Raw genomic sequence first — 17,699 nt, forward strand, 5'->3', positions numbered from 1 at the left:
GCAAGATGAGCAGCAACAACAAACCCCTCGCCGGCATCAAGATCATCGACTTCACGCACGTGCAGGCCGGCCCCGCATGCACGCAGCTGTTGGCCTGGTTCGGCGCCGACGTGATCAAGGTCGAGCGCCCGGGCGCCGGCGACGTCACCCGCGGCCAGCTGCGCGACATTCCGGACGTCGACGCGCTGTACTTCACCATGCTCAACAGCAACAAGCGCTCGATCACGCTCGACACCAAGAAGCCTGAAGGCAAGGCCGTGCTCGAGCAGCTGGTGCGCGAGTCCGACGTGCTGGTGGAAAACTTCGGCCCCGGCGCGCTCGATCGCATGGGCTTCTCGTGGGAACGCATCCAGGAACTCAACCCGAAGCTGATCCATGCTTCGGTCAAGGGGTTCAGCGAAGGCCACCACTACGAGGACCTGAAGGTCTACGAGAACGTCGCGCAGTGCGCCGGCGGCGCCGCCTCGACCACCGGCTGGTGGAAGGGCGAGAACTCGGCGCCCACGATCTCGGCCGCCGCGCTCGGCGATTCGAACACCGGCATGCATCTGGCGATCGGCATCCTGACGGCCATCATCGGCCGCCAGCAGACCGGCAAGGGCCAGAAGGTGGCCTGCTCGATGCAGGACGCGGTGCTCAACCTGTGCCGCGTGAAGATGCGCGACCAGCAGCGCCTCGACAAGGTCGGCTACCTCGAGGAGTACCCGCAGTACCCGCACGAGATGGACGCCTTCAAGGACAAGGTGGTGCCGCGCGGCGGCAATGCCGGCGGCGGCGGCCAGCCAGGCTGGATCCTGAAGTGCAAGGGCTGGGAAACCGACCCCAACGCGTACATCTACTTCACCGTGCAGGGCCATGCCTGGGACCCGATCTGCGACGCGCTCGGCAAGCCCGAGTGGAAGACCGACCCGGACTACATGACCGCCAAGGCCCGCCAGCCGCACATCGAGCAGATCTTCGCGACCATCGAGGACTTCATCAAGGACAAGACCAAGTTCGAGGCCGTCGACATCTTCCGCAAGCACGACATCCCGTGCGCGCCGGTGCTCTCGATGAAGGAACTGCTGCACGACGAGTCGCTGCGCAAGAGCGGTTCCATCGTCGAAGTGCCGCACAAGGAGCGCGGCAGCTACTGGACCATCGGCAGCCCGATCAAGTTCTCGGACCTGAAGCCCGAAGTCACGGCCTCGCCGCTCCTGGGCGAGCACACCGACGAGGTGCTGGTGGAGCTGGGCTACACCCAGCAACAGATCGCGGCCTTGCATGAAGGCAAGGTAGTCTGACCTGCACCGGGCCCGCGAAAGCGGGCCCTGGTGTCTGGATCGAACGAATTTCCTATTGGTATGCGGGGACCCGAGTTTTGGCTTCTTCGAACATTGACCTGAAGCAACTGGTGGAAGGTGCCGGCGATGCCATCACCGTCTGCGATGCCGAGGGCGCCATCGTGCTGTGGAACAAGGCTTGCGAGCGCATCTTCGGCTTCTCGCAGGCCGAGGCGCTCGGCAAGTCGCTCGACCTGATCATCCCCGAGCGCCAGCGGCAGCGCCACTGGGACGGCTACAACAAGACCATGGAAACCGCGGTGACGCGCTACGGCGCGGACCTGCTGAAGGTGCCGGCCCTGCACAAGGACGGCCACACCCTGTCGATCGCCTTCACCGTCTCCCTGCTGCTCGGAGACGACGGCAAGGTCTCGGGCATCGTCGCCATCGTGCGCGACGAAAGTGCGCGTTTTGCCGAAGACCGCAAGCTGCGTGCGCGTCTGGTAGAACTCGAAGCCAAGATCAAGACCGGAGACAACTGAAATGGGCAGCAAGGCACTCGAAGGCGTTCGCATCCTCGACTTCACGCATGTGCAGTCGGGACCCACCTGCACGCAGCTGCTGGCGTGGTTCGGCGCCGATGTCATCAAGGTGGAGCGCGCCGGCGAAGGCGACGCCACCCGCGCGCAGCTGCGCGACATTCCCGGTGTGGACAGCCTCTACTTCACGATGCTGAACCACAACAAGCGCTCGATCACGCTCGACACCAAGAAGCCCAAGGGCAAGAAGGTGCTCGACGCGCTGATCCGCACCTGCGACGTGATGGTCGAGAACTTCGCCCCGGGCGCGCTCGAGCGCATGGGCATCACCTGGGAACACATCCAGGAGATCAACCCCCGCATGATCGTGGCCTCGGTCAAGGGCTTCGGCCCGGGCAAGTACGAGCACTGCAAGGTCTACGAGAACGTGGCGCAATGCGCCGGCGGTGCGGCGTCGACCACGGGTTTCGAGGACGGCCCGCCGGTCGTCAGCGGCGCGCAGATCGGCGACAGCGGCACCGGGCTGCACCTGGCGCTGGGCATCGTGGCCGCGCTCTACCAGCGCACCCACAGCGGCCGCGGCCAGAAGGTGCTCGCGCCCATGCAGGACGCGGTGCTGAACCTCTGCCGCGTGAAGATGCGCGACCAGCAGCGCCTGGAGCGCACCGGCACGATGCACGAATACCCGCAGTACCCCGACGGCAAGTTCGGCGACGCGGTGCCGCGCGCGGGCAACGCCTCGGGCGGCGGCCAGCCGGGCTCGATCCTCAAGTGCAAGGGCTGGGAGACCGACCCCAACGCCTACATCTACTTCATCACGCAGGCGGCCGTGTGGCCCGCGGTGTGCAAGGTGATCGGCGAGGAAGGCTGGATCGACGACGAGGCCTATGCCACGCCCGCCGCGCGCCTGCTGCACCTGAAGCCGATCTTCGCGCGCATCGAGCAGTGGACCATGACCAAGGACAAGTTCGAGGCCATGGACATCCTCAACCAGTACGACATTCCGTGCGGTCCGATCCTCTCGATGAAGGAGATCGCCGCCGATCCGTCGCTGCGCGAGACCGGCACCATCGTCGAGGTCGACCATCCGGCGCGGGGCAAGTACCTGACCGTGGGCAACCCGATCAAGATGTCCGACAGCCCGACCGAAGTCACGCGCTCGCCGCTGCTCGGCGAGCACACCGACGAGGTGCTGAGCCAGCTCGGCTATGCCGACGGCGACATCGCAGCGCTGCGGGCCGAAGGCGTCATTTGAAGAAGCGCCGGGCGGCTCGCCCCGCATAGCCGCCGATTTCGCCGTGTCTTTGGACGCCCAGGGGAATTGCGGCTATTAATGTATAACTCTTTGCAAATACATTCAATAAAATAGTTTAACTATTATTTATCGATCATAAAACCTACATTTTGATCATGCCGATCCGTCATCCACTTGTCGCCCGGCATTCAATTTCTAGGAGAAATTCCATGATCGACAATTTGCCTCAGCAATACTGGAACAGCGAAACCGAACGCAATGCCTACAACGCGGCGTTCTATGAATTGGGATTCCGCTGGCATTGGGACCGCGAAATCTATTGCCAACTGCTGCGCCAGGCCCAGGACGGCATCGAGCGCATCTGCTACTACCTGAATACTCACCAGCCGCATCTTCTGCGTGCCTACGATGCCAAATTCCTGGCCGAAGTGATCGAGCAGAAGAAGGAAGAGCACCAGAAACGCGAATTGGAAGTCGGCGCCATCCGCGGCCGCTATTTCAACTGGGCCGAAAGCCGCGGCACCGAACTCGGCGCCTGAATAAAGCCTCGACCATGCATATCCACGAATACCAAGGCAAGGACGTATTGCGCAAATACGGCGTGCCCGTGCCGCGTGGCCATGCATGCTTTTCGCCCGACGAGGCGGTGGACGCCGCCGCGCGGGTCGGCGGCCGGGCCTGGCTGGTCAAGCCGCAGGTGCATGGGGGCGTGCGCGGCAACAACGATGCCGTCGCGCGGCGCGCGTGGTCGCCCGACGAGGTGCGGCGCCATGCAGCCGGGCTGCTGGGCACGGCGCTAGAAGCGCCCCGTCCGGGTTGCGCCAGCCGCGTCGTGCGCCGGTTGCTGGTCGAGGAGAGCCTCGAGGTCGCGCAGACCTTCCATCTCCGCCTGGCGCTCGACCGCGAGGCGCGCCGCGTGGTGCTGACCGCGGGCGAAGGTGAGGGCGGTGCTGCGCCCGGCGACCCGGCAGCGCGTGCGCCGCAGAAGGTCCGCAGGCTGCTGATCGATCCCGCCGCCGGCGTGCGGGCCGCCGAGGCCGACGGCCTTGCGCGCGACATCGGCTTCTCGGGCAAGCTGCTGCCGCAGGTGCGTACGCTGGTGCAGAACCTCTACCAGGCCTTCGACGCCAGCGATGCCTCGCTGGCCGAGATCGATCCGCTGGTGCTCACGCCCGACGGCCGCGTCATCGCGCTCGGTGCGCGCTTTGCCTTCGATCCGCATGCGCTCTTCCGCCAGCCGGCCATCGCGGCGATGCGCGACCTCGACGAGGAAGACTCCGTCCAGTCGCAGGCCTCGGGGCACGGCTTCTCGTGCCTGGCGCGCGACGGCGAGATTGGCGGCCTGGTGAATGGCGCAGGCCTCGCGATGGCGACGATGGACGCGATCCGCCTCCACGGCGGTGCGCCGGCCGACGTGCTCGACGTGGGCGGCAGCGCGAGCGCCGAGAAAGTTGCCGAGGCCCTTCGGCTGATGCTGCGCACGCCGCGGCTGCGTGCCGTGCTGGTCAACATCTTCGGCGGCCTGTTGAAGTGCGACGTGGTCGCGCGCGGCCTCTTGGCGGCGCTGCGCGAGGTCGAGCTCACGGTGCCGCTGGTGGTGCGCCTGAAGGGCACCAACGAAACGCTGGGCCGGACCCTGCTCGCGCAGTCGGGCCTTTCGATCATCCACGCGGACGACATCGACGAAGCGGCCGGCTTCGCGGTGGCTGCCGCACTGTCCACGCCGCGGAGGGCCCACTGAGATGTCGATCCTCGTCAACAAGCACACGCGCGTCATCACGCAGGGCATCACCGGCAAGGCCGGCCAGTTCCACACCGCGATGTGCCGCGACTATGCCAACGGACGCAAGTGCTTCGTCGCGGGCGTCAACCCGCACAAGGCCGGCAAGTCCTTCGACGGCATCCCCGTGTACGGCACCGTGGCCGAAGCCAAGGCCGAGACCGGTGCCACCGTGTCGGTGATCTACGTGCCGCCGCCGTTCGCGGCCGCGGCCATCGACGAGGCCGTGGACGCGGGGCTCGAGCTCGTGGTGTGCATCACCGAGGGCATTCCCGTGCGCGACATGGTCCGCACGCGTCACCGCATGGAAGGCAGCCGCACTCTGCTGCTCGGCCCCAACTGCCCGGGCCTGATCACGCCCGACGAAATCAAGATCGGCATCATGCCGGGCCACATTCACCAGCGGGGCCGCATCGGCGTGGTGTCGCGCTCGGGCACGCTCGGCTACGAGGCCGCGAGCCAGCTCGGGCGCTTCGGCATCGGGCAATCGACCGTGGTCGGCATTGGCAGCGATGCCGTCTGCGGGCTGCGCTACATCGACGTGCTGAAGCGCTTCAACGACGATCCGCTCACCGACGCGGTGATCATGGTCGGCGAGATCGGCGGCAGCGACGAGGAAGCCTGCGCCGAGTGGATCGCCGAGCACATGCGAAAGCCGGTGGTCGGCTTCATCGCGGGTGCCAGCGAGCCCGACGGGCAGGGCAGCGCGCAGCGCAAGCTCGCGGTGATGAAGGCGTGCGGCATCCACGTGACCGAGAACCCCGCCGAGATCGGGAAGCTGCTCGCCTCGCTGGTCGTGCCCGACTACCTGCCTTTCGACTGAGCACCGGGCTCAGGTCAAAACCATTCCAACAAACGACGCGCCAAGGAGCAAGGCATGCAACAACAGCAATGGGTCCGTTTCGAGCACGGTGGCGAGGTCGGCTTCGGCACGCTCGAGGGCGACGGCACGGTGCGCGAGCACAGCGGCAACATGTTCGACCATCCCGAGCCGACGGACCGCGTGTTCGTGCTGTCGGGCGTGCGGCTGCTCACGCCGACCGAGCCGACCAAGGTCCTCGCGCTGTGGAACAACTTCCATGCGCTTGGCGCGAAGCTGAACCTGCCGGTGCCGGCCGAGCCGCTCTACCTACTGAAGGCGCCCAACAGCTACCTCGCGCCCGGCGTGCCGATCCGACAGCCGCTGTGCGACGGCAAGGTGGTGTTCGAGGGCGAACTCGGCATCGTCATCGGCAAGACGGCCACGGCCGTGCCCGAGGCCGAGGCACTCGGCCATGTGTTCGGCTACACCTGCGCCAACGACGTGACGGTGGCCGACATCCTGAACCGCGACGCCTCGTTCGCGCAGTGGGTGCGCGCCAAGGGCTTCGACACCTTCTGCCCGATGGGCCCTTCCGTGGCCACCGGTCTCGACCCCGCCACGCTCAGCGTGACCACACGGCTCAATGGCGAGGTGCGGCAGAACTATCCCATCAGCGACATGCGCTTCTCGGTGCAGCAGCTCGTGAGCCTGATCTCCTTCGACATGACCCTGTACCCCGGTGACGTGATCCTCTGCGGCACCTCCATCGGCGTCGGCTCGATGAAGCCCGGCAGCGAGGTCGAGGTCGAGATCGGCGGCATCGGCACGCTCGGCAACCGCTACGGCTAGCGCCTTCGCGCCCCGCGCGCGGCGGCCACACAGAATCAACAACTTGGGGATCGACATGAAGATTGCAGTCATCGGCGCAGGCGCCATCGGCGGCCTCGTGGGCGCAAAGCTCGCGCTGGCCGGCGAGGACGTCACGTTCATCGTGCGAGGAAAGAACCTCGACGCCATTGCCACCAATGGATTCAAGCTCATCGGTGCCGACGGGGAGGAGCAGGTGGCGTTCGACGTCAAGGCCACCGACCGCTACGAGCAGGCGGGCCCGCAAGACGTCGTGATCCTCGCGATGAAGGCGCACCAGGTCGAGGCGGTGGCGAACGACGTGCCGAAGCTCTTCGGCCCCGAGACGGTGGTGGTGACGATGCAGAACGGCATCCCGTTCTGGTACTTCCACAACCATGGCGGCGCGCTCGCGGGCACGCCGGTGCGCAGCGTCGACCCGACCGGCCTCGTCGCCGACAAGATCCCGGCCGAGCGCGTCATCGGCTGCGTGGTGTATCCCGCGTCGGAGCTCATCGCGCCGGGCGTGGTGAAGCACATCGAAGGCGACCGCTTTCCGGTCGGCGAACTCGACGGCTCCTCGAGCGAGCGCGTGAACCGTGTCTCGGCGGCGCTGAGCGCAGCGGGCTTCAAGGCGCCGGTGCTCGACAACATCCGCGCCGAGATCTGGCTCAAGCTCTGGGGCAATCTCACCTTCAACCCGATCAGCAGCCTGTCGCACTCGACCCTGGTGGACATCTGCCAGTACCCGCTGACGCGCGAACTCGCGGCCGCGATGATGCGCGAGGCCGAGGCCGTGGCGCACAAGCTCGACATCGGTTTCCGCGTGACACTCGACAAGCGCATTGCCGGCGCGGAAAAGGTCGGCAAGCACAAGACCTCGATGTTGCAGGACGTGGAGGCGGGCCGCGCGCCCGAGATCGACGCGCTGGTGGGCGCGGTGGTCGAACTCGCGCGGCTCACCGACACGCCCACGCCACACATCGACACCGTGTATGCGCTGGTCAAGCTGCTCGCGCGTACGATGGAAGCCGAGCGGGGCCGCGTCTGCCTTGCGGCGGCCTGAAAGAAAGAACGGAACCGAATGATGCGACGTACACGCAGCGCGAAGATCGTGGCCACGCTGGGCCCCTCGACCACCGACGAGCCCGCGATCCGGGCGCTGTTCGAGCGCGGCGTCGACGTGTTCAGGCTCAACTTCAGCCATGGCACGCAGCACGATCATGCGCGCCGGCTCGAGACCATCCGCCGGCTCGAGACCGAGTTCGGCCGGCCCATCGGCGTGCTGCTCGACCTGCAGGGCCCGAAGCTGCGACTCGGCACTTTCGAGGGCGGCCGCGCGCAGCTCGATGCCGGCGCGCGCTTTCGCCTCGACATGAATCCCGCGAGCGGCGATGCGCGCCGTGCGCCGCTGCTGCATCCCGAGATATTCGCGGCGCTGCAGGTGGGCACCGAACTGCTGCTCGACGACGGCAAGCTCAGGCTGCGCGTCGACAGCCACGGTGCCGACTTTGCCGAGACCACGGTGCTGGTCGGCGGGCCGATCTCTGACCGCAAGGGCGTCAACGTGCCGAGCGTGGTGCTGCCGATTTCGCCGCTCACGCCGAAGGACCGCGACGACCTCGCCTGCGGCCTGGCGATGGGTGTGGACTGGGTGGCGCTGTCGTTCGTGCAGCGCCCCGAAGACATCGAGGAGGCGCGCGCGCTGATCGGCACGCGCGCATGGATCATGGCCAAGCTCGAAAAGCCAGCAGCCATCGAGCACCTCGACGCCATCGTCGCGCTGTGCGACGGCGTGATGGTGGCGCGCGGCGACCTCGGCGTCGAGCTGCCGCCCGAGCGCGTGCCCGAGCTGCAGCGGCTCATCGTGCGAGCCTGCCGCAAGGGCGGCAAGCCGGTGGTGGTGGCCACGCAGATGCTCGAATCGATGATCGCCGCGCCGGTGCCCACGCGCGCCGAAGTGTCCGACGTGGCCACCGCGGTGTACGACGGCGTCGACGCGGTGATGCTCTCGGCCGAATCGGCCTCGGGCAAGTACCCGCTGGAGGCGGTCTCGATGATGGAGCGCATCATCTTGCGCGTGGAAGCCGACGTCACCTACCGCACGGGCATCGATGCCACGCACGATGCAGCGCTGTCGACCACGGCCGACGCGGTCTGCGCCTCGATGCGACAGGTGGCCGGGCTGCTCGCGCCCGCCGCCACCGTGACCTACACCTCCTCGGGCTTCACCAGCCTGCGCGCCGCGCGCGAGCGGCCTGCGGTGCCGATCCTGAGCCTCACGCCCGACATCGCCACCGCGCGCCGCATGGCGATGGTGTGGGGCGTGCATGCGGTGCCCGTGGAAGACGTGCACGACGTGGCCGAGATGATCGAGTGCGCCTGCCGCACCGCCTGCGCCGAAGGCTTCGCGGCCTCGGGCGACGACATCGTGGTGGTCGCGGGCCTGCCGTTCGGGCTCTCGGGCACCACCAACCTGCTGCACGTCGCACGAATACCATAGCCCGGTCCGCAGCCACCACCCGCGCCACGCCGAATGAAGCACGCCACCCTGCGCCAGTTGAAGGTCTTCGAGGCGGTGGCGCGGCTTCTGAGCTTCTCGCGCGCCGCCGAGGAACTGCACCTCACGCAGCCAGCCGTTTCCACCCAGGTGCGCAAGCTCGAGGAGCATGCGGGCAATGCGCTGTTCGAGCAGTTCGGCAAGAAGATCTATCTCACGCCCGCAGGCACCGAGCTGCTGCAGATCAGCCGCGCGATCATTCAGCAGTTCGAGGCGGCCGAGAACGCGATGCTGCAGTTCAACGGCGTCTCGGGCGGCAAGCTCAACGTGGGCGTCATCAGCGCGGGCGACTACTTCTTTCCGCGCCTGCTGGTGGAGTTTGCGAGCCGGCACCGCGGCGTGACGCTGAACTTCACCGTGCACAACCGGGCGGAGCTCATGACGCACATCGCCGAGAACCTCACCGACCTCGCGATCATGGTGCGTCCGCCGACCGACCTCGACACGCAGAACCAGGCCTTTGCGCCGCACCCCTACGTGATCGTCGCGGCGCCGGGCCATCCGCTCGTGGGCGTGCAGAAGATCCCGCTCGCACGGCTGATGCGCGAGCCCTTCGTGGTGCGCGAGAAGGCCTCGGACACCTGGCATTCGATGCAGGACGGTTTCGGTGGCGACCTCCGCGGCATCAACATCGCGATGGAGATCCGCAGCACCGAGACCATCAAGCAGGCGGTGATCGCGGGCATGGGCGTGAGCTTCATGTCGGCCCACACCGTGAGCCAGGAGGTGCGCGCGGGCAGCCTGCGCGTGCTCGACGTCGATGGCTTTCCACTGATGCTCAACTGGTACGTGGTGCATCGGCGCACCAAGCGCCTGCCGCCGGTTGCGCAGGCCTTCAAGGACTTCCTGCTTGCCGACGGCTCGGCGCTGATCTCGCAGATCGTGCCGTTCGAGGCGGCGGCCTGAGGGCGCGGGCGGCGCGCGCCGCGCTTCAGCGCAGGCCGATGCGCGAGGCCTGCGTGCGCAGCGCCTGGGCGCGCGCCGGGTCTTCGGCCTCGATGTTGTCGGCTGCCACCTGCAGCGCGCGCATCTGCTCGACCTCGCCGATGATCCGGTTGGGGCTCAGCAAGGTCTCGGCCAGCATCAGGACTTCGTCGACGATGGCCTTGAGCGCATCGGCAAAGGTCTCGGTGGCGCTGGCATGGAAAGGAGGCTGGTGAAGTGTGGTCATGGGGTGGCTCCTTGGTTGCTTGGGATGCCTTCATCTTCTGCCCATGTTGATCGCAAGTAAAACGATATTAATTGGGAGTTCAATGCAAAAATAATGCATTGAAATAGCTGGAGTCCGCAGATGGACATCAACCTGGCCCGCACCTTCCTCGCGATCGTCGAGACCCGCAGCTTCCAGCGCGCGTCCGAGCGGCTGCACGTCACGCAGACCTCGGTGAGCGCCCGCGTGCGCTCGCTCGAGGAACTGCTGGGCCGGCCGCTCTTCGTGCGCAACAAGGCCGGCGCGGTGCTCACGACGGCCGGCGAGCAGTTCTTGCCGCATGCCACCACGCTGGTGCAGGTGTGGGAGCGCGCGCGCCACCAGGTGGCGGTGCCGCCCGGCAGCCGCGCGGTGCTCGCGATCGGCTGCGAGATCAGCCTCTGGGACCCGCTGCTGCTGCAATGGCTGCTGTGGATGCGCACCGCGGCGCCGCAGCTCGCGCTGCGCACCGAAGTCGGTTTTCCGCACGACCTGCTCGACAAGGTGGCCGCGGGCGTGCTCGACATCGCGATCGCCTATGCGCCGCAGCAGCGCCCGGGCCTGCGCGTCGAACTGCTGATCGAGGAAAAGCTCGTGATGGTGACGACCGCGAAGCGCCCGAAGGTGCCGCAGCCGGCCGACTACGTGTACGTCGACTGGGGCCCCGAGTTCGCGGCGCAGCACGGCCTCGCGTTCCCCGAGCTGTCGCATGCGGCGGTGAGTTCGGCGCTGGGCCCGCTGGGCCGCGAATACCTGCTGGCCGCGGGCGGCACGGGCTATTTCCGCCACGACGTGGTGCGCAGCCATCTCGAATCGGGCCGGCTGCGGCGCGTGCCCGGCACGCCCGAGTTCCTGTATCCGGCCTATGCCGTGTATGCCGTGGGCGCCGATCGCGCGATCGTCGAGCCGGCGCTCGAGGGGCTGCGGCAGGTGGTGGTCGGCACCACCGGGCCGGCTGCCGGCGAAACGCTCAGTTGACGATCATGTGCCGTGCGTGCGCCACGCGTTCCTGGTGCGACTGCAGCCGCGCTTCGTAGTACAGGCACAGCGGCATGGCGACGAACACCATGCCGGCCACGTAGATGATCAGGCTCATCAACGGAAAGTCGCCGCCGCCCCAGTAGGGGATCGACGCCACTGCGGCGCCAGCGGCAATGACGGCCATCACGCACAGCAGTGCGTGATGCAAGAACGTGGTCCGCGAGTACCCAGGAGGGTCGTACTTCTGACGATCCAGCATTGAACACTCGCCCTTGTCTCCATCATCGTGCATCTTCGTTCCTCTTTTTGTCGGGGCGCTAACCATTGTTAGCTCGACAAACGAGGCCGGTCAATGCGGCAGACCCGGAGGGGGCGTCAGTCGTATTTGACGGTGTAGATCAGGTCGACGCCGCTGGTCTGCCCGGCCTGGCCGCGCAGCGTAAGGCGCTTGGTCAGGTCATAGAAGATGAAGATGGTGCCGAAGGTGCCACCGAGGCTGCGTTCGTAGGTGAGATAGAAATCCTTCGAGAGCCGCTTGCCGAAGGTGACGGCCGATTCGCGCAGGTCGCCGCCGTCGCCGGGGCCCTTGAAGCCGAGCTCGTCGAGGCCGAAGCGGCTGGCGAGGCTGCCGCCGCTCGCGCCCTTGCTGACGCGGCCGAGCAGCGCCAGCGCGGCCTGCTGCAGCAGCACCGATTCGCCGCCGCTGGTGGCCGAGGCGCGGCCGAGCACCACCCACGACAGCGTTTCGGCGTCGGACAGCACGGGCTCGGAATAGAGCTTGACGCGCGGCGATTGCGCAGTGCCGGTGATCTGCACGCCCGCGCGCTGCGCAATGTTGGGCCGGATCGCGAGGATGTCGAGCGACGGGTTGTCGAACGGCCCGTTGAAGCGCGCAAGGCCCGTCTCCACGTCGAGCTGCTGGCCATAGGCGCGGTACTGGCCCTTGACGGTGCGCACTTCGCCGACGATGCGCGGCGGCGCATCGAGCCGGTTGCTGCGGATCTCGAGTTCGCCTTCGAGCCGCGTCGTGATGCCGCGGCCCTGCACCGCGAAGTCGTCGCCGAGGTCGAAGGTCACGACGATGTCGGGCGGCTTCGCGGTCTGCGGCTTTGCGGCCTGCGCCTCGCTGCGCGCCACCTCGCGCCGGGCCTTCTCGGCCGCCTCGCGGTCCTTGGCGGCGGAGCGCACGACCACGTCGGTGCCGAGGCTCGGTGCCGTCTCGTCGGGCAGGATGATCACGGCGCGGTCGGTGCGCAGCCTGCCGCGCACGCTGAACTGCCCGCCCTCGAGGCGCGCCTGAAGGTTGCCCGACAGCGTGACCTGGCGGTCGGTGCGCACCAGCACGCGCAGCGCACGCAGCTCGGCATTCAGCGCCATGCGGATGCCGCTGGCCGAGGCGCCGGCGGCGCCCCAAAAGATATCGCCGCGCGCGGTGAGCGAGCCGCCGCCCGCAGCCGCCTCGCTGCTCGCGGTGCTCCGGTTGCCGCTCTGGCCCGCGATCCGCGCCGAGGTGCCCGCACCGCCCTGAAGCGTGAACTCGTTGATCTCGAGGCGATCGCCCGTGAGCGTGGCACGCAGCCGGCCATCGCGCAGGTCGAGCCCTTCGACCGGCGCGCGCAGCGCGAGCCGGTCGGCGCCCAGTGTGCCGTTCCAGCGCGGTGCGGCGCGGTTGCCTGCGAGCACCGCGTCGGCGTCGAGCGTGCCCGCGATGCGCCAGCCGGGCGGTGCCAGCATCGACCAGACGCCGAGGTTCGGCAGCGTGGCCTTGACCTTGCCCGCGAGCGGCGCATCGGGGGCCCACACCCAGCCGTCGGCCCGCTGCTGCATGCGCGTGGCCAGCTCGGCGTCGATCTTGCCGGCGCGCTCGCTGTCCCAGGCCAGCGTGGCGCGCACCGCCTCGCCGTCGGCATCGAGCCGCAGCTCGGCCTGCCTGAGCCCCGCGGGCGTGCTCGGCGCGGTGGTGCCGTCGGCGCTCGCGGAATTCATCGTGCGCTCGCTCGCGGTGCCGGTGCCGTAACTGTGGATGCGCGTGACCAGAGCCGCTTCGCCGGCCTGCACGCGGATGTCGCCGCTCTGGCGCGCGAGCCGCGCGCGGGCGCGCAGCGTGTCGCCCGCATCGATGTCCCACTCGCCGTCGAACAGCAGGTCGCCGGTCACGCCGATCTCGTCGAAGGTGGCGCTGGCACCGAAGGCCTCGGCCCACGCCATCGGCAGGCCTTGCAGCCTGCCTTTGGACTGAACGCGGAAGGCCTGGTTGGGCGCCGCGCCGCTGCGCGTGAAGCGCAGCGGCTCCCATTCGATGCGCACCGTGCCGGGCACCGGCCCGCGCAGCGTGGCGTTGGCGGCCGAGGCTTCGAGTTCGAGGCGGCGCGTGGCGCCGCTGCCACCGGTCTTGACCGAGGCGGTGACTTCGCGGCCGAGCTCCAGCGTCCAGGGTGCGGCCGATGGCCCGCCGGGGCCGGGGCGCGCGCTGTCCCGCGCCTGCAGCCGCAGGCTTGCGAGCACCGCGCGCCATTGGTCGGCACCCGTGCGGCCGCCATTGGCGCGGGCATCGAGCGTGAGCTTCTGCGTGCCGGACGTGGCTTCGCCCTTGAGCGCGAGCGTGGCATCGGCCAGGGTGCCGGCGAGGTCTGCCTGCACGTCGTTCAACCGGACGGTGGTGGCGCCATTCGTGCCGTTCGTGCCACTGCCGCCATTGGCTGGCTGCGCCGCGGGCATGCGTACCTCGAGCCGCGGCAAGGCGAGCGACGCCTTGATGCTCGGCTCGGCCGCGCCGCGCTGGGGCGGTGCGCCGGGATTTTCGATACGGCGCTGAATCGTCTGCCAACCGCCCTGCCAGCTCGCATCGAGGCGCGCCGAGCCCTTCGCGCTGCTGCCTGCGAACAGCCCCGAAAGCTCGGGCAGGCCTTCGATCCAGCGCTGCACGGCTTCGGCATCGTCGATGCGCGCCTGCACATCACCGCTGCCCACCGACGGCGCGATACGGCCTTCGAACTGGGCGCTGCCGCCCGGCAATGCGAGCGCGAGCTTGCCGCTCGCGGCCTGCTCGGCCACGCGCACCTGCATGCGGCCCTCGACACTCGCACGCTCGGCTTCGACGCGCAGGCTGCGCAGGTCGAGCACCTGTTCCTTCCATTGGCCCGTGGCGGCGATGCGCTCCAGGCCGAAGCCGGGCAATGCCGCGCTGCCGGCACCGCCCTCGGCGCGCAGCGCCAGCTCGAAACCGATCGCATCGTCGCGCTGCCGCGCCGTCGCGGTGCCGTTGACCGGCGCGCCGGAGAGTTCGCTGTGCAGCAGGCCCGGGCGCACGCCGCGCACGGTGGCGCGCGCCTCCCAGGGCGCGGGCGCGGGGCTCCAGCGGCCCTCGGCCTCGATGCGGCCGCCGCCCGCGCGCAGCGTGGCCGCAGGAATGTTCCAGTTGGTGCCGTCGAAGCCGACGCGGGCCTCGAGCTTTTCGAGCGGCAGCGCGCCCTTGTCCCAGGGCCCGGGCAGCGCGTTCTGCAGGTCGGCCGTGGCCTGCCAGGCGTCCGGGCCCGTGGCCGCATCAGGCTCGAGCGCGACGGTGCCCGACAGGCGCGTGCGCGGCGCGCCGGGCCAGAGGCTGGCCGCATCGACGTTGCGCAAGTCCGCGTTGGCATCGATCACCGGCTGCGGCAGCCAGGGCGCGATCCGGGCCTGCAGCTTGGCTTCCATCGGCGCCTCGGCGTCGGGCTCGGCCGGCTTCAGCTCGGCGGCCACCTGCAGGCGCGCATCGGTGCCCGCCAGCGTGCCCTCGATGCCGGCCTTGGCCAGCACCTCGATGCTGCGGTCCTCGGCGAGCGGCGCCTTCACGCGGCCTTCGAGCGCGGCCTCGATCGCCATCGGTGCGGCGCCCTGCAGCTTCACGCGGGCACTGTAGTGGCCGTCGGCAATGTCGACGCCGTCGATCTCCAGTTCATGTTGCGCGCCCGTGTAGCGGTAGTGGCCTGCGAGCTGCAGTGCCTCGAGCGCGGGCGGGCCGGCCCAGCGCAGCGCGTCGATGCGAAACGGCAGGTCGACTTCGATCGGCAGCGTGATCTGCTCGAGCGGTTCGGTGGGCGTGTCGCTCGGCGGGCCGCGGCGCTCGATCAGCAGTTCCTTCGCATGCACTTCGCCGAGCTGCAGCTTGCGCTGGAACAGCGGCGCGAGCTGCCAGCCGATGTCGGCCTCGTGCACTTCGACCGCGAGGCTCTCGCTCTGCCAGCGCAGCCAGCCGATGCGCCCGCCCGTGCGCAGCGAGCCGCTGACCTCGCGGCTTTCGAGCGTCTGGCCTGCGGGCATGTAGCGCGCGGCCTGGGCCAGTGCGAAGGCCAGCGACTGGTTGGACCCGACCCACCACCATGCAGCTGCGCCGAGCACGAGCACCAGCGCGAGCAGGCCCGCCACGGTCCATGCCAGCGCGCGCAGGACGCGGCGCGCGCGCGTGCGCGGCGGTCGCGGTGCGGCGGGCGTGGGCGTGGGATTGGACGGGTCTGTCTGCATCGATCAGAAGGTGAAGCCGAGGCGGAGGTGAAGGCGGAACTTCTTGGTGTCCACGCCGTAGGCGATGTCGGCCTGCACCGGCCCCACGGGGCTGCGCCAGCGCGCGCCCACGCCCACGCCGACCTTGGGCTTGAGCTCGCCCGGCTTGTCGGCCACTGCACCGGCATCGACGAAGACCGTGCTCTCCCACTCGGTGAGCTTGCCCTTGTAGACGAACGGGCGCTGCCATTCGAGGCTCATGACGCCGAGGTAGCGGCCCGCGACGATCTGGCCGTCGGCGCGCTCGGTGCCGATCTGGCGGTAGCTGTAGCCGCGCACGGTGGTGTCGCCGCCGGTCAGGAACATCAGCGTGGACGGGATCTGCGCGCTCTCCTTGGCGGCCACCGCGCCAGCCTCGGCGCGCAGCTGGAGCCGGCTCCGGCGTGCCAGCGTGGCGGCGTCGCGGCCGTTGGCAAAGCCCAGCGGCAGCACGCCGAGCCAGCGTGCATAGGTGCGTGTGAAGGGCAGGCGCTCGCCGGTGAGGGTGTAGCCGGCGCCGAGTTCGAGCGCCAGGCCGAAGCCGCGCGTCGGCGCGGCGTTGTCGTCGAAGTAGCGGCCCGTCCAGCCCCAGTTGGCGGTGAGGGCCGAGGCCGAGGGCGGCGCGTCGATGCCGCGGTTCTGCGCGTAGTCGTACTGCAGGAAATAGGTGCGGTCGATGTGGCCGCTCGACTTGCTGCGCCCGCTGCGCAGCCGGCCGCTGTCGACCACGTAGCTGCCCGAGGTTTCGCTCTTGAGTTCGGCGCCGGCCAGCCAGCGCCAGCCGCGTTCGTCGGGGATCGCCTGCCAGTTGGTGCCCAGCGACTTGGTTTCGCGGTCGACCGACAGGCGCGACACCGCGCGCCAGCCGAGCAGCGGCAGCTTGTTGTGGATGTGGTCGACCGACAGGCGGGGTCCGCTGTCGGTCGTGAAGCCGGCGCCGAGCACCACCTTCTGCAGCGGCGCCTCGCGCAGCTGCGCGATCACGGGTGCGGCCAGTGGCGTGCCGCTCTCGGTGTCGAGCGTGAGGAACACCGAGTCGTAGTAGCCGCTGCTCGCCAGGCGCTGCTGCGCGTCGAGCAGCTTCTGCTGGTCGTAGTCGGTGCCGGTGGGAAGCTGCGCGATGCGGCGCACGCCGTCGGCGTCGTAGCGTTCGACGCCGCGCAGCACCAGCGGCCCGAAGCGATAGGCCGGCCCGGACTGGTAGGTGACGCTGAGCCGGGCCTCCTGGCGGTCGGCGTCGACTTCGGCGCGGCTCATGCCGATGCTGCCGGTGGGGAAGCGCCTGGCCGTGAGGCGGCGCAGGGCTATGGCCTTGGCATCGTCCCAGCCCTGCTGCGTGAAAGGCTGGCCTGCGCGCAGGGTCCAGGCGGTGCGAATCGCGTCGCGCTGCGCCTCGGCCGTGGGGTCGGTGGCGATCGCGCCTTCGTAGTCGATCTGCACCGTGCTGACCTGCGTGGGCTCGCCCGGCACCACGGTGATGATGATCTCGCGCGGGGCGCGCGTGCTGGCGGGCGTCTCGTTGAGTTCGAGCGTCAGCGTGGGCGTGAAGTAGCCGAGTGTGGCGAGCAGCTCGCGTGCGTTGGCTTCGGCCGCCACCATGAGCCGCGAGATCTCGGTCGCGCCGAGGTCGTCGAGCGTGCGGTAGCGCTGGAGCTCGAGGTGCAGCGTGAGGTACTCACGCACCGCCTCGGGGCCGCGAACCTCGACGGTGAAGGCGTCCTTGTCGTCGCTCTTCTTGCCGGTTGCGGTGTCTCCGTTCTGGACCAGCACCGGCGGGGATGCGCCCTTGTCGTTCGCAGCGTCCTTCTTCGGCAGCAAGCTGCATCCCTGCAGAAGCAGGGCGCCCACAAAAAGCAAAGCCGGCAGCCACGCCGGCGAAAAAGCTGGAACCACCCTGAACATCGGGCCATTTTGACAGCAACTGCACGCAATTCCCGTAGGACGCACGTACACACATGTGTCCTGAG

At 68.9% G+C, this 17,699-nt stretch carries 15 protein-coding genes; 11 read left to right on the forward strand and 4 right to left on the reverse strand.

Translation table 11 applies throughout. From position 1 onward, the window contains the following. Positions 1–5: 5 nt before the first annotated feature. The 10 genes from frc (AC3A6G_RS17215) to AC3A6G_RS17260 all read left to right on the forward strand — a co-directional run bounded on the left by frc (AC3A6G_RS17215) (position 6) and on the right by AC3A6G_RS17260 (position 9,950). Positions 6–1,283 carry a formyl-CoA transferase gene (gene frc, locus AC3A6G_RS17215; RefSeq protein WP_487874153.1) on the forward strand — a complete coding sequence of 426 codons (1,278 nt, stop codon included), beginning with the start codon at positions 6–8 and terminating at the stop codon, positions 1,281–1,283. 77 nt (positions 1,284–1,360) lie between these two features. Continuing rightward, complete coding sequence (locus AC3A6G_RS17220; RefSeq protein ID WP_487874154.1) at positions 1,361–1,804, forward strand: PAS domain-containing protein; 444 nt, start codon at positions 1,361–1,363, stop codon at positions 1,802–1,804. A 1-nt stretch (position 1,805) separates the two neighbouring features. Beyond that, complete coding sequence (gene frc / locus AC3A6G_RS17225; protein WP_487874155.1) at positions 1,806–3,056, forward strand: formyl-CoA transferase; 1,251 nt, start codon at positions 1,806–1,808, stop codon at positions 3,054–3,056. A 209-nt stretch (positions 3,057–3,265) separates the two neighbouring features. Next, positions 3,266–3,595, forward strand: a complete 330-nt coding sequence (locus tag AC3A6G_RS17230) for an HAD family hydrolase (RefSeq protein WP_487863129.1) — start codon at positions 3,266–3,268, stop codon at positions 3,593–3,595. 14 nt (positions 3,596–3,609) lie between these two features. After that, complete coding sequence (gene sucC, locus AC3A6G_RS17235) at positions 3,610–4,797, forward strand: ADP-forming succinate--CoA ligase subunit beta (protein ID WP_487874156.1); 1,188 nt, start codon at positions 3,610–3,612, stop codon at positions 4,795–4,797. A 1-nt stretch (position 4,798) separates the two neighbouring features. Beyond that, the gene (gene sucD, locus AC3A6G_RS17240; RefSeq protein ID WP_487874157.1) at positions 4,799–5,659 is read left to right on the forward strand and encodes a succinate--CoA ligase subunit alpha; all 861 of its coding nucleotides are present in this window, start codon (positions 4,799–4,801) and stop codon (positions 5,657–5,659) included. A gap of 54 nt (positions 5,660–5,713) precedes the next feature. Then, positions 5,714–6,487: a fumarylacetoacetate hydrolase family protein gene (locus AC3A6G_RS17245; protein WP_487874158.1), complete on the forward strand. Its 774-nt coding sequence runs from the start codon at positions 5,714–5,716 to the stop codon at positions 6,485–6,487. Between the two features lie 55 nt (positions 6,488–6,542). Continuing rightward, the gene (locus tag AC3A6G_RS17250; protein ID WP_487874159.1) at positions 6,543–7,550 is read left to right on the forward strand and encodes a 2-dehydropantoate 2-reductase; all 1,008 of its coding nucleotides are present in this window, start codon (positions 6,543–6,545) and stop codon (positions 7,548–7,550) included. Between the two features lie 21 nt (positions 7,551–7,571). Continuing rightward, entirely contained in the window at positions 7,572–8,987 is a 1,416-nt protein-coding gene (gene pyk, locus AC3A6G_RS17255; protein WP_487865131.1) for a pyruvate kinase, read from the forward strand. Between the two features lie 33 nt (positions 8,988–9,020). Then, the gene (locus AC3A6G_RS17260; protein WP_487865132.1) at positions 9,021–9,950 is read left to right on the forward strand and encodes a LysR family transcriptional regulator; all 930 of its coding nucleotides are present in this window, start codon (positions 9,021–9,023) and stop codon (positions 9,948–9,950) included. A 25-nt stretch (positions 9,951–9,975) separates the two neighbouring features. Here AC3A6G_RS17260 and AC3A6G_RS17265 read toward each other — a convergent pair whose 3' ends face one another. After that, positions 9,976–10,215, reverse strand: a complete 240-nt coding sequence (locus AC3A6G_RS17265) for a hypothetical protein (RefSeq protein ID WP_487874160.1) — start codon at positions 10,213–10,215, stop codon at positions 9,976–9,978. A gap of 120 nt (positions 10,216–10,335) precedes the next feature. Between AC3A6G_RS17265 and AC3A6G_RS17270 the strand changes: the two genes are divergently transcribed. Next, positions 10,336–11,211 carry a LysR family transcriptional regulator gene (locus AC3A6G_RS17270; protein ID WP_487865133.1) on the forward strand — a complete coding sequence of 292 codons (876 nt, stop codon included), beginning with the start codon at positions 10,336–10,338 and terminating at the stop codon, positions 11,209–11,211. Here AC3A6G_RS17270 and AC3A6G_RS17275 read toward each other — a convergent pair. The 3 genes from AC3A6G_RS17275 to AC3A6G_RS17285 all read right to left on the reverse strand — a co-directional run bounded on the left by AC3A6G_RS17275 (position 11,204) and on the right by AC3A6G_RS17285 (position 17,634). Next, on the reverse strand, positions 11,204–11,422 hold the full coding sequence (locus AC3A6G_RS17275; protein WP_487863120.1) for a hypothetical protein: 219 nt from the start codon (positions 11,420–11,422) through the stop codon (positions 11,204–11,206). The genes AC3A6G_RS17270 and AC3A6G_RS17275 overlap by 8 nt on opposite strands. A 167-nt stretch (positions 11,423–11,589) precedes the next feature. Beyond that, a complete protein-coding gene (locus tag AC3A6G_RS17280) occupies positions 11,590–15,714 on the reverse strand; it encodes a translocation/assembly module TamB domain-containing protein (RefSeq protein ID WP_487874161.1) in 4,125 nt (1,374 codons plus the stop codon). A gap of 3 nt (positions 15,715–15,717) precedes the next feature. Beyond that, positions 15,718–17,634 (reverse strand): autotransporter assembly complex protein TamA, encoded by a 1,917-nt coding sequence (locus tag AC3A6G_RS17285; protein WP_487865135.1) that lies wholly within the window; start codon positions 17,632–17,634, stop codon positions 15,718–15,720. Positions 17,635–17,699 lie beyond the last annotated feature (65 nt).

This window comes from Variovorax sp. Soil_C_26, assembly GCF_057657075.1.

Excerpts from the sequence above, each read along its gene's own strand:
- frc (WP_487874153.1), top strand. The coding sequence starts at position 6 with ATGAGCAGCAACAACAAACCCCTCGCCGGCATCAAGATCATCGACTTC.
- frc (WP_487874155.1), top strand. The coding sequence starts at position 1,806 with ATGGGCAGCAAGGCACTCGAAGGCGTTCGCATCCTCGACTTCACGCAT.
- AC3A6G_RS17230 (WP_487863129.1), top strand. The coding sequence starts at position 3,266 with ATGATCGACAATTTGCCTCAGCAATACTGGAACAGCGAAACCGAACGC.
- sucC (WP_487874156.1), top strand. The coding sequence starts at position 3,610 with ATGCATATCCACGAATACCAAGGCAAGGACGTATTGCGCAAATACGGC.
- sucD (WP_487874157.1), top strand. The coding sequence starts at position 4,799 with ATGTCGATCCTCGTCAACAAGCACACGCGCGTCATCACGCAGGGCATC.
- AC3A6G_RS17245 (WP_487874158.1), top strand. The coding sequence starts at position 5,714 with ATGCAACAACAGCAATGGGTCCGTTTCGAGCACGGTGGCGAGGTCGGC.
- AC3A6G_RS17250 (WP_487874159.1), top strand. The coding sequence starts at position 6,543 with ATGAAGATTGCAGTCATCGGCGCAGGCGCCATCGGCGGCCTCGTGGGC.
- pyk (WP_487865131.1), top strand. The coding sequence starts at position 7,572 with ATGCGACGTACACGCAGCGCGAAGATCGTGGCCACGCTGGGCCCCTCG.
- AC3A6G_RS17260 (WP_487865132.1), top strand. The coding sequence starts at position 9,021 with ATGAAGCACGCCACCCTGCGCCAGTTGAAGGTCTTCGAGGCGGTGGCG.
- AC3A6G_RS17265 (WP_487874160.1), bottom strand. The coding sequence starts at position 10,215 with ATGACCACACTTCACCAGCCTCCTTTCCATGCCAGCGCCACCGAGACC.
- AC3A6G_RS17270 (WP_487865133.1), top strand. The coding sequence starts at position 10,336 with ATGGACATCAACCTGGCCCGCACCTTCCTCGCGATCGTCGAGACCCGC.
- AC3A6G_RS17280 (WP_487874161.1), bottom strand. The coding sequence starts at position 15,714 with ATGCAGACAGACCCGTCCAATCCCACGCCCACGCCCGCCGCACCGCGA.
- AC3A6G_RS17285 (WP_487865135.1), bottom strand. The coding sequence starts at position 17,634 with ATGTTCAGGGTGGTTCCAGCTTTTTCGCCGGCGTGGCTGCCGGCTTTG.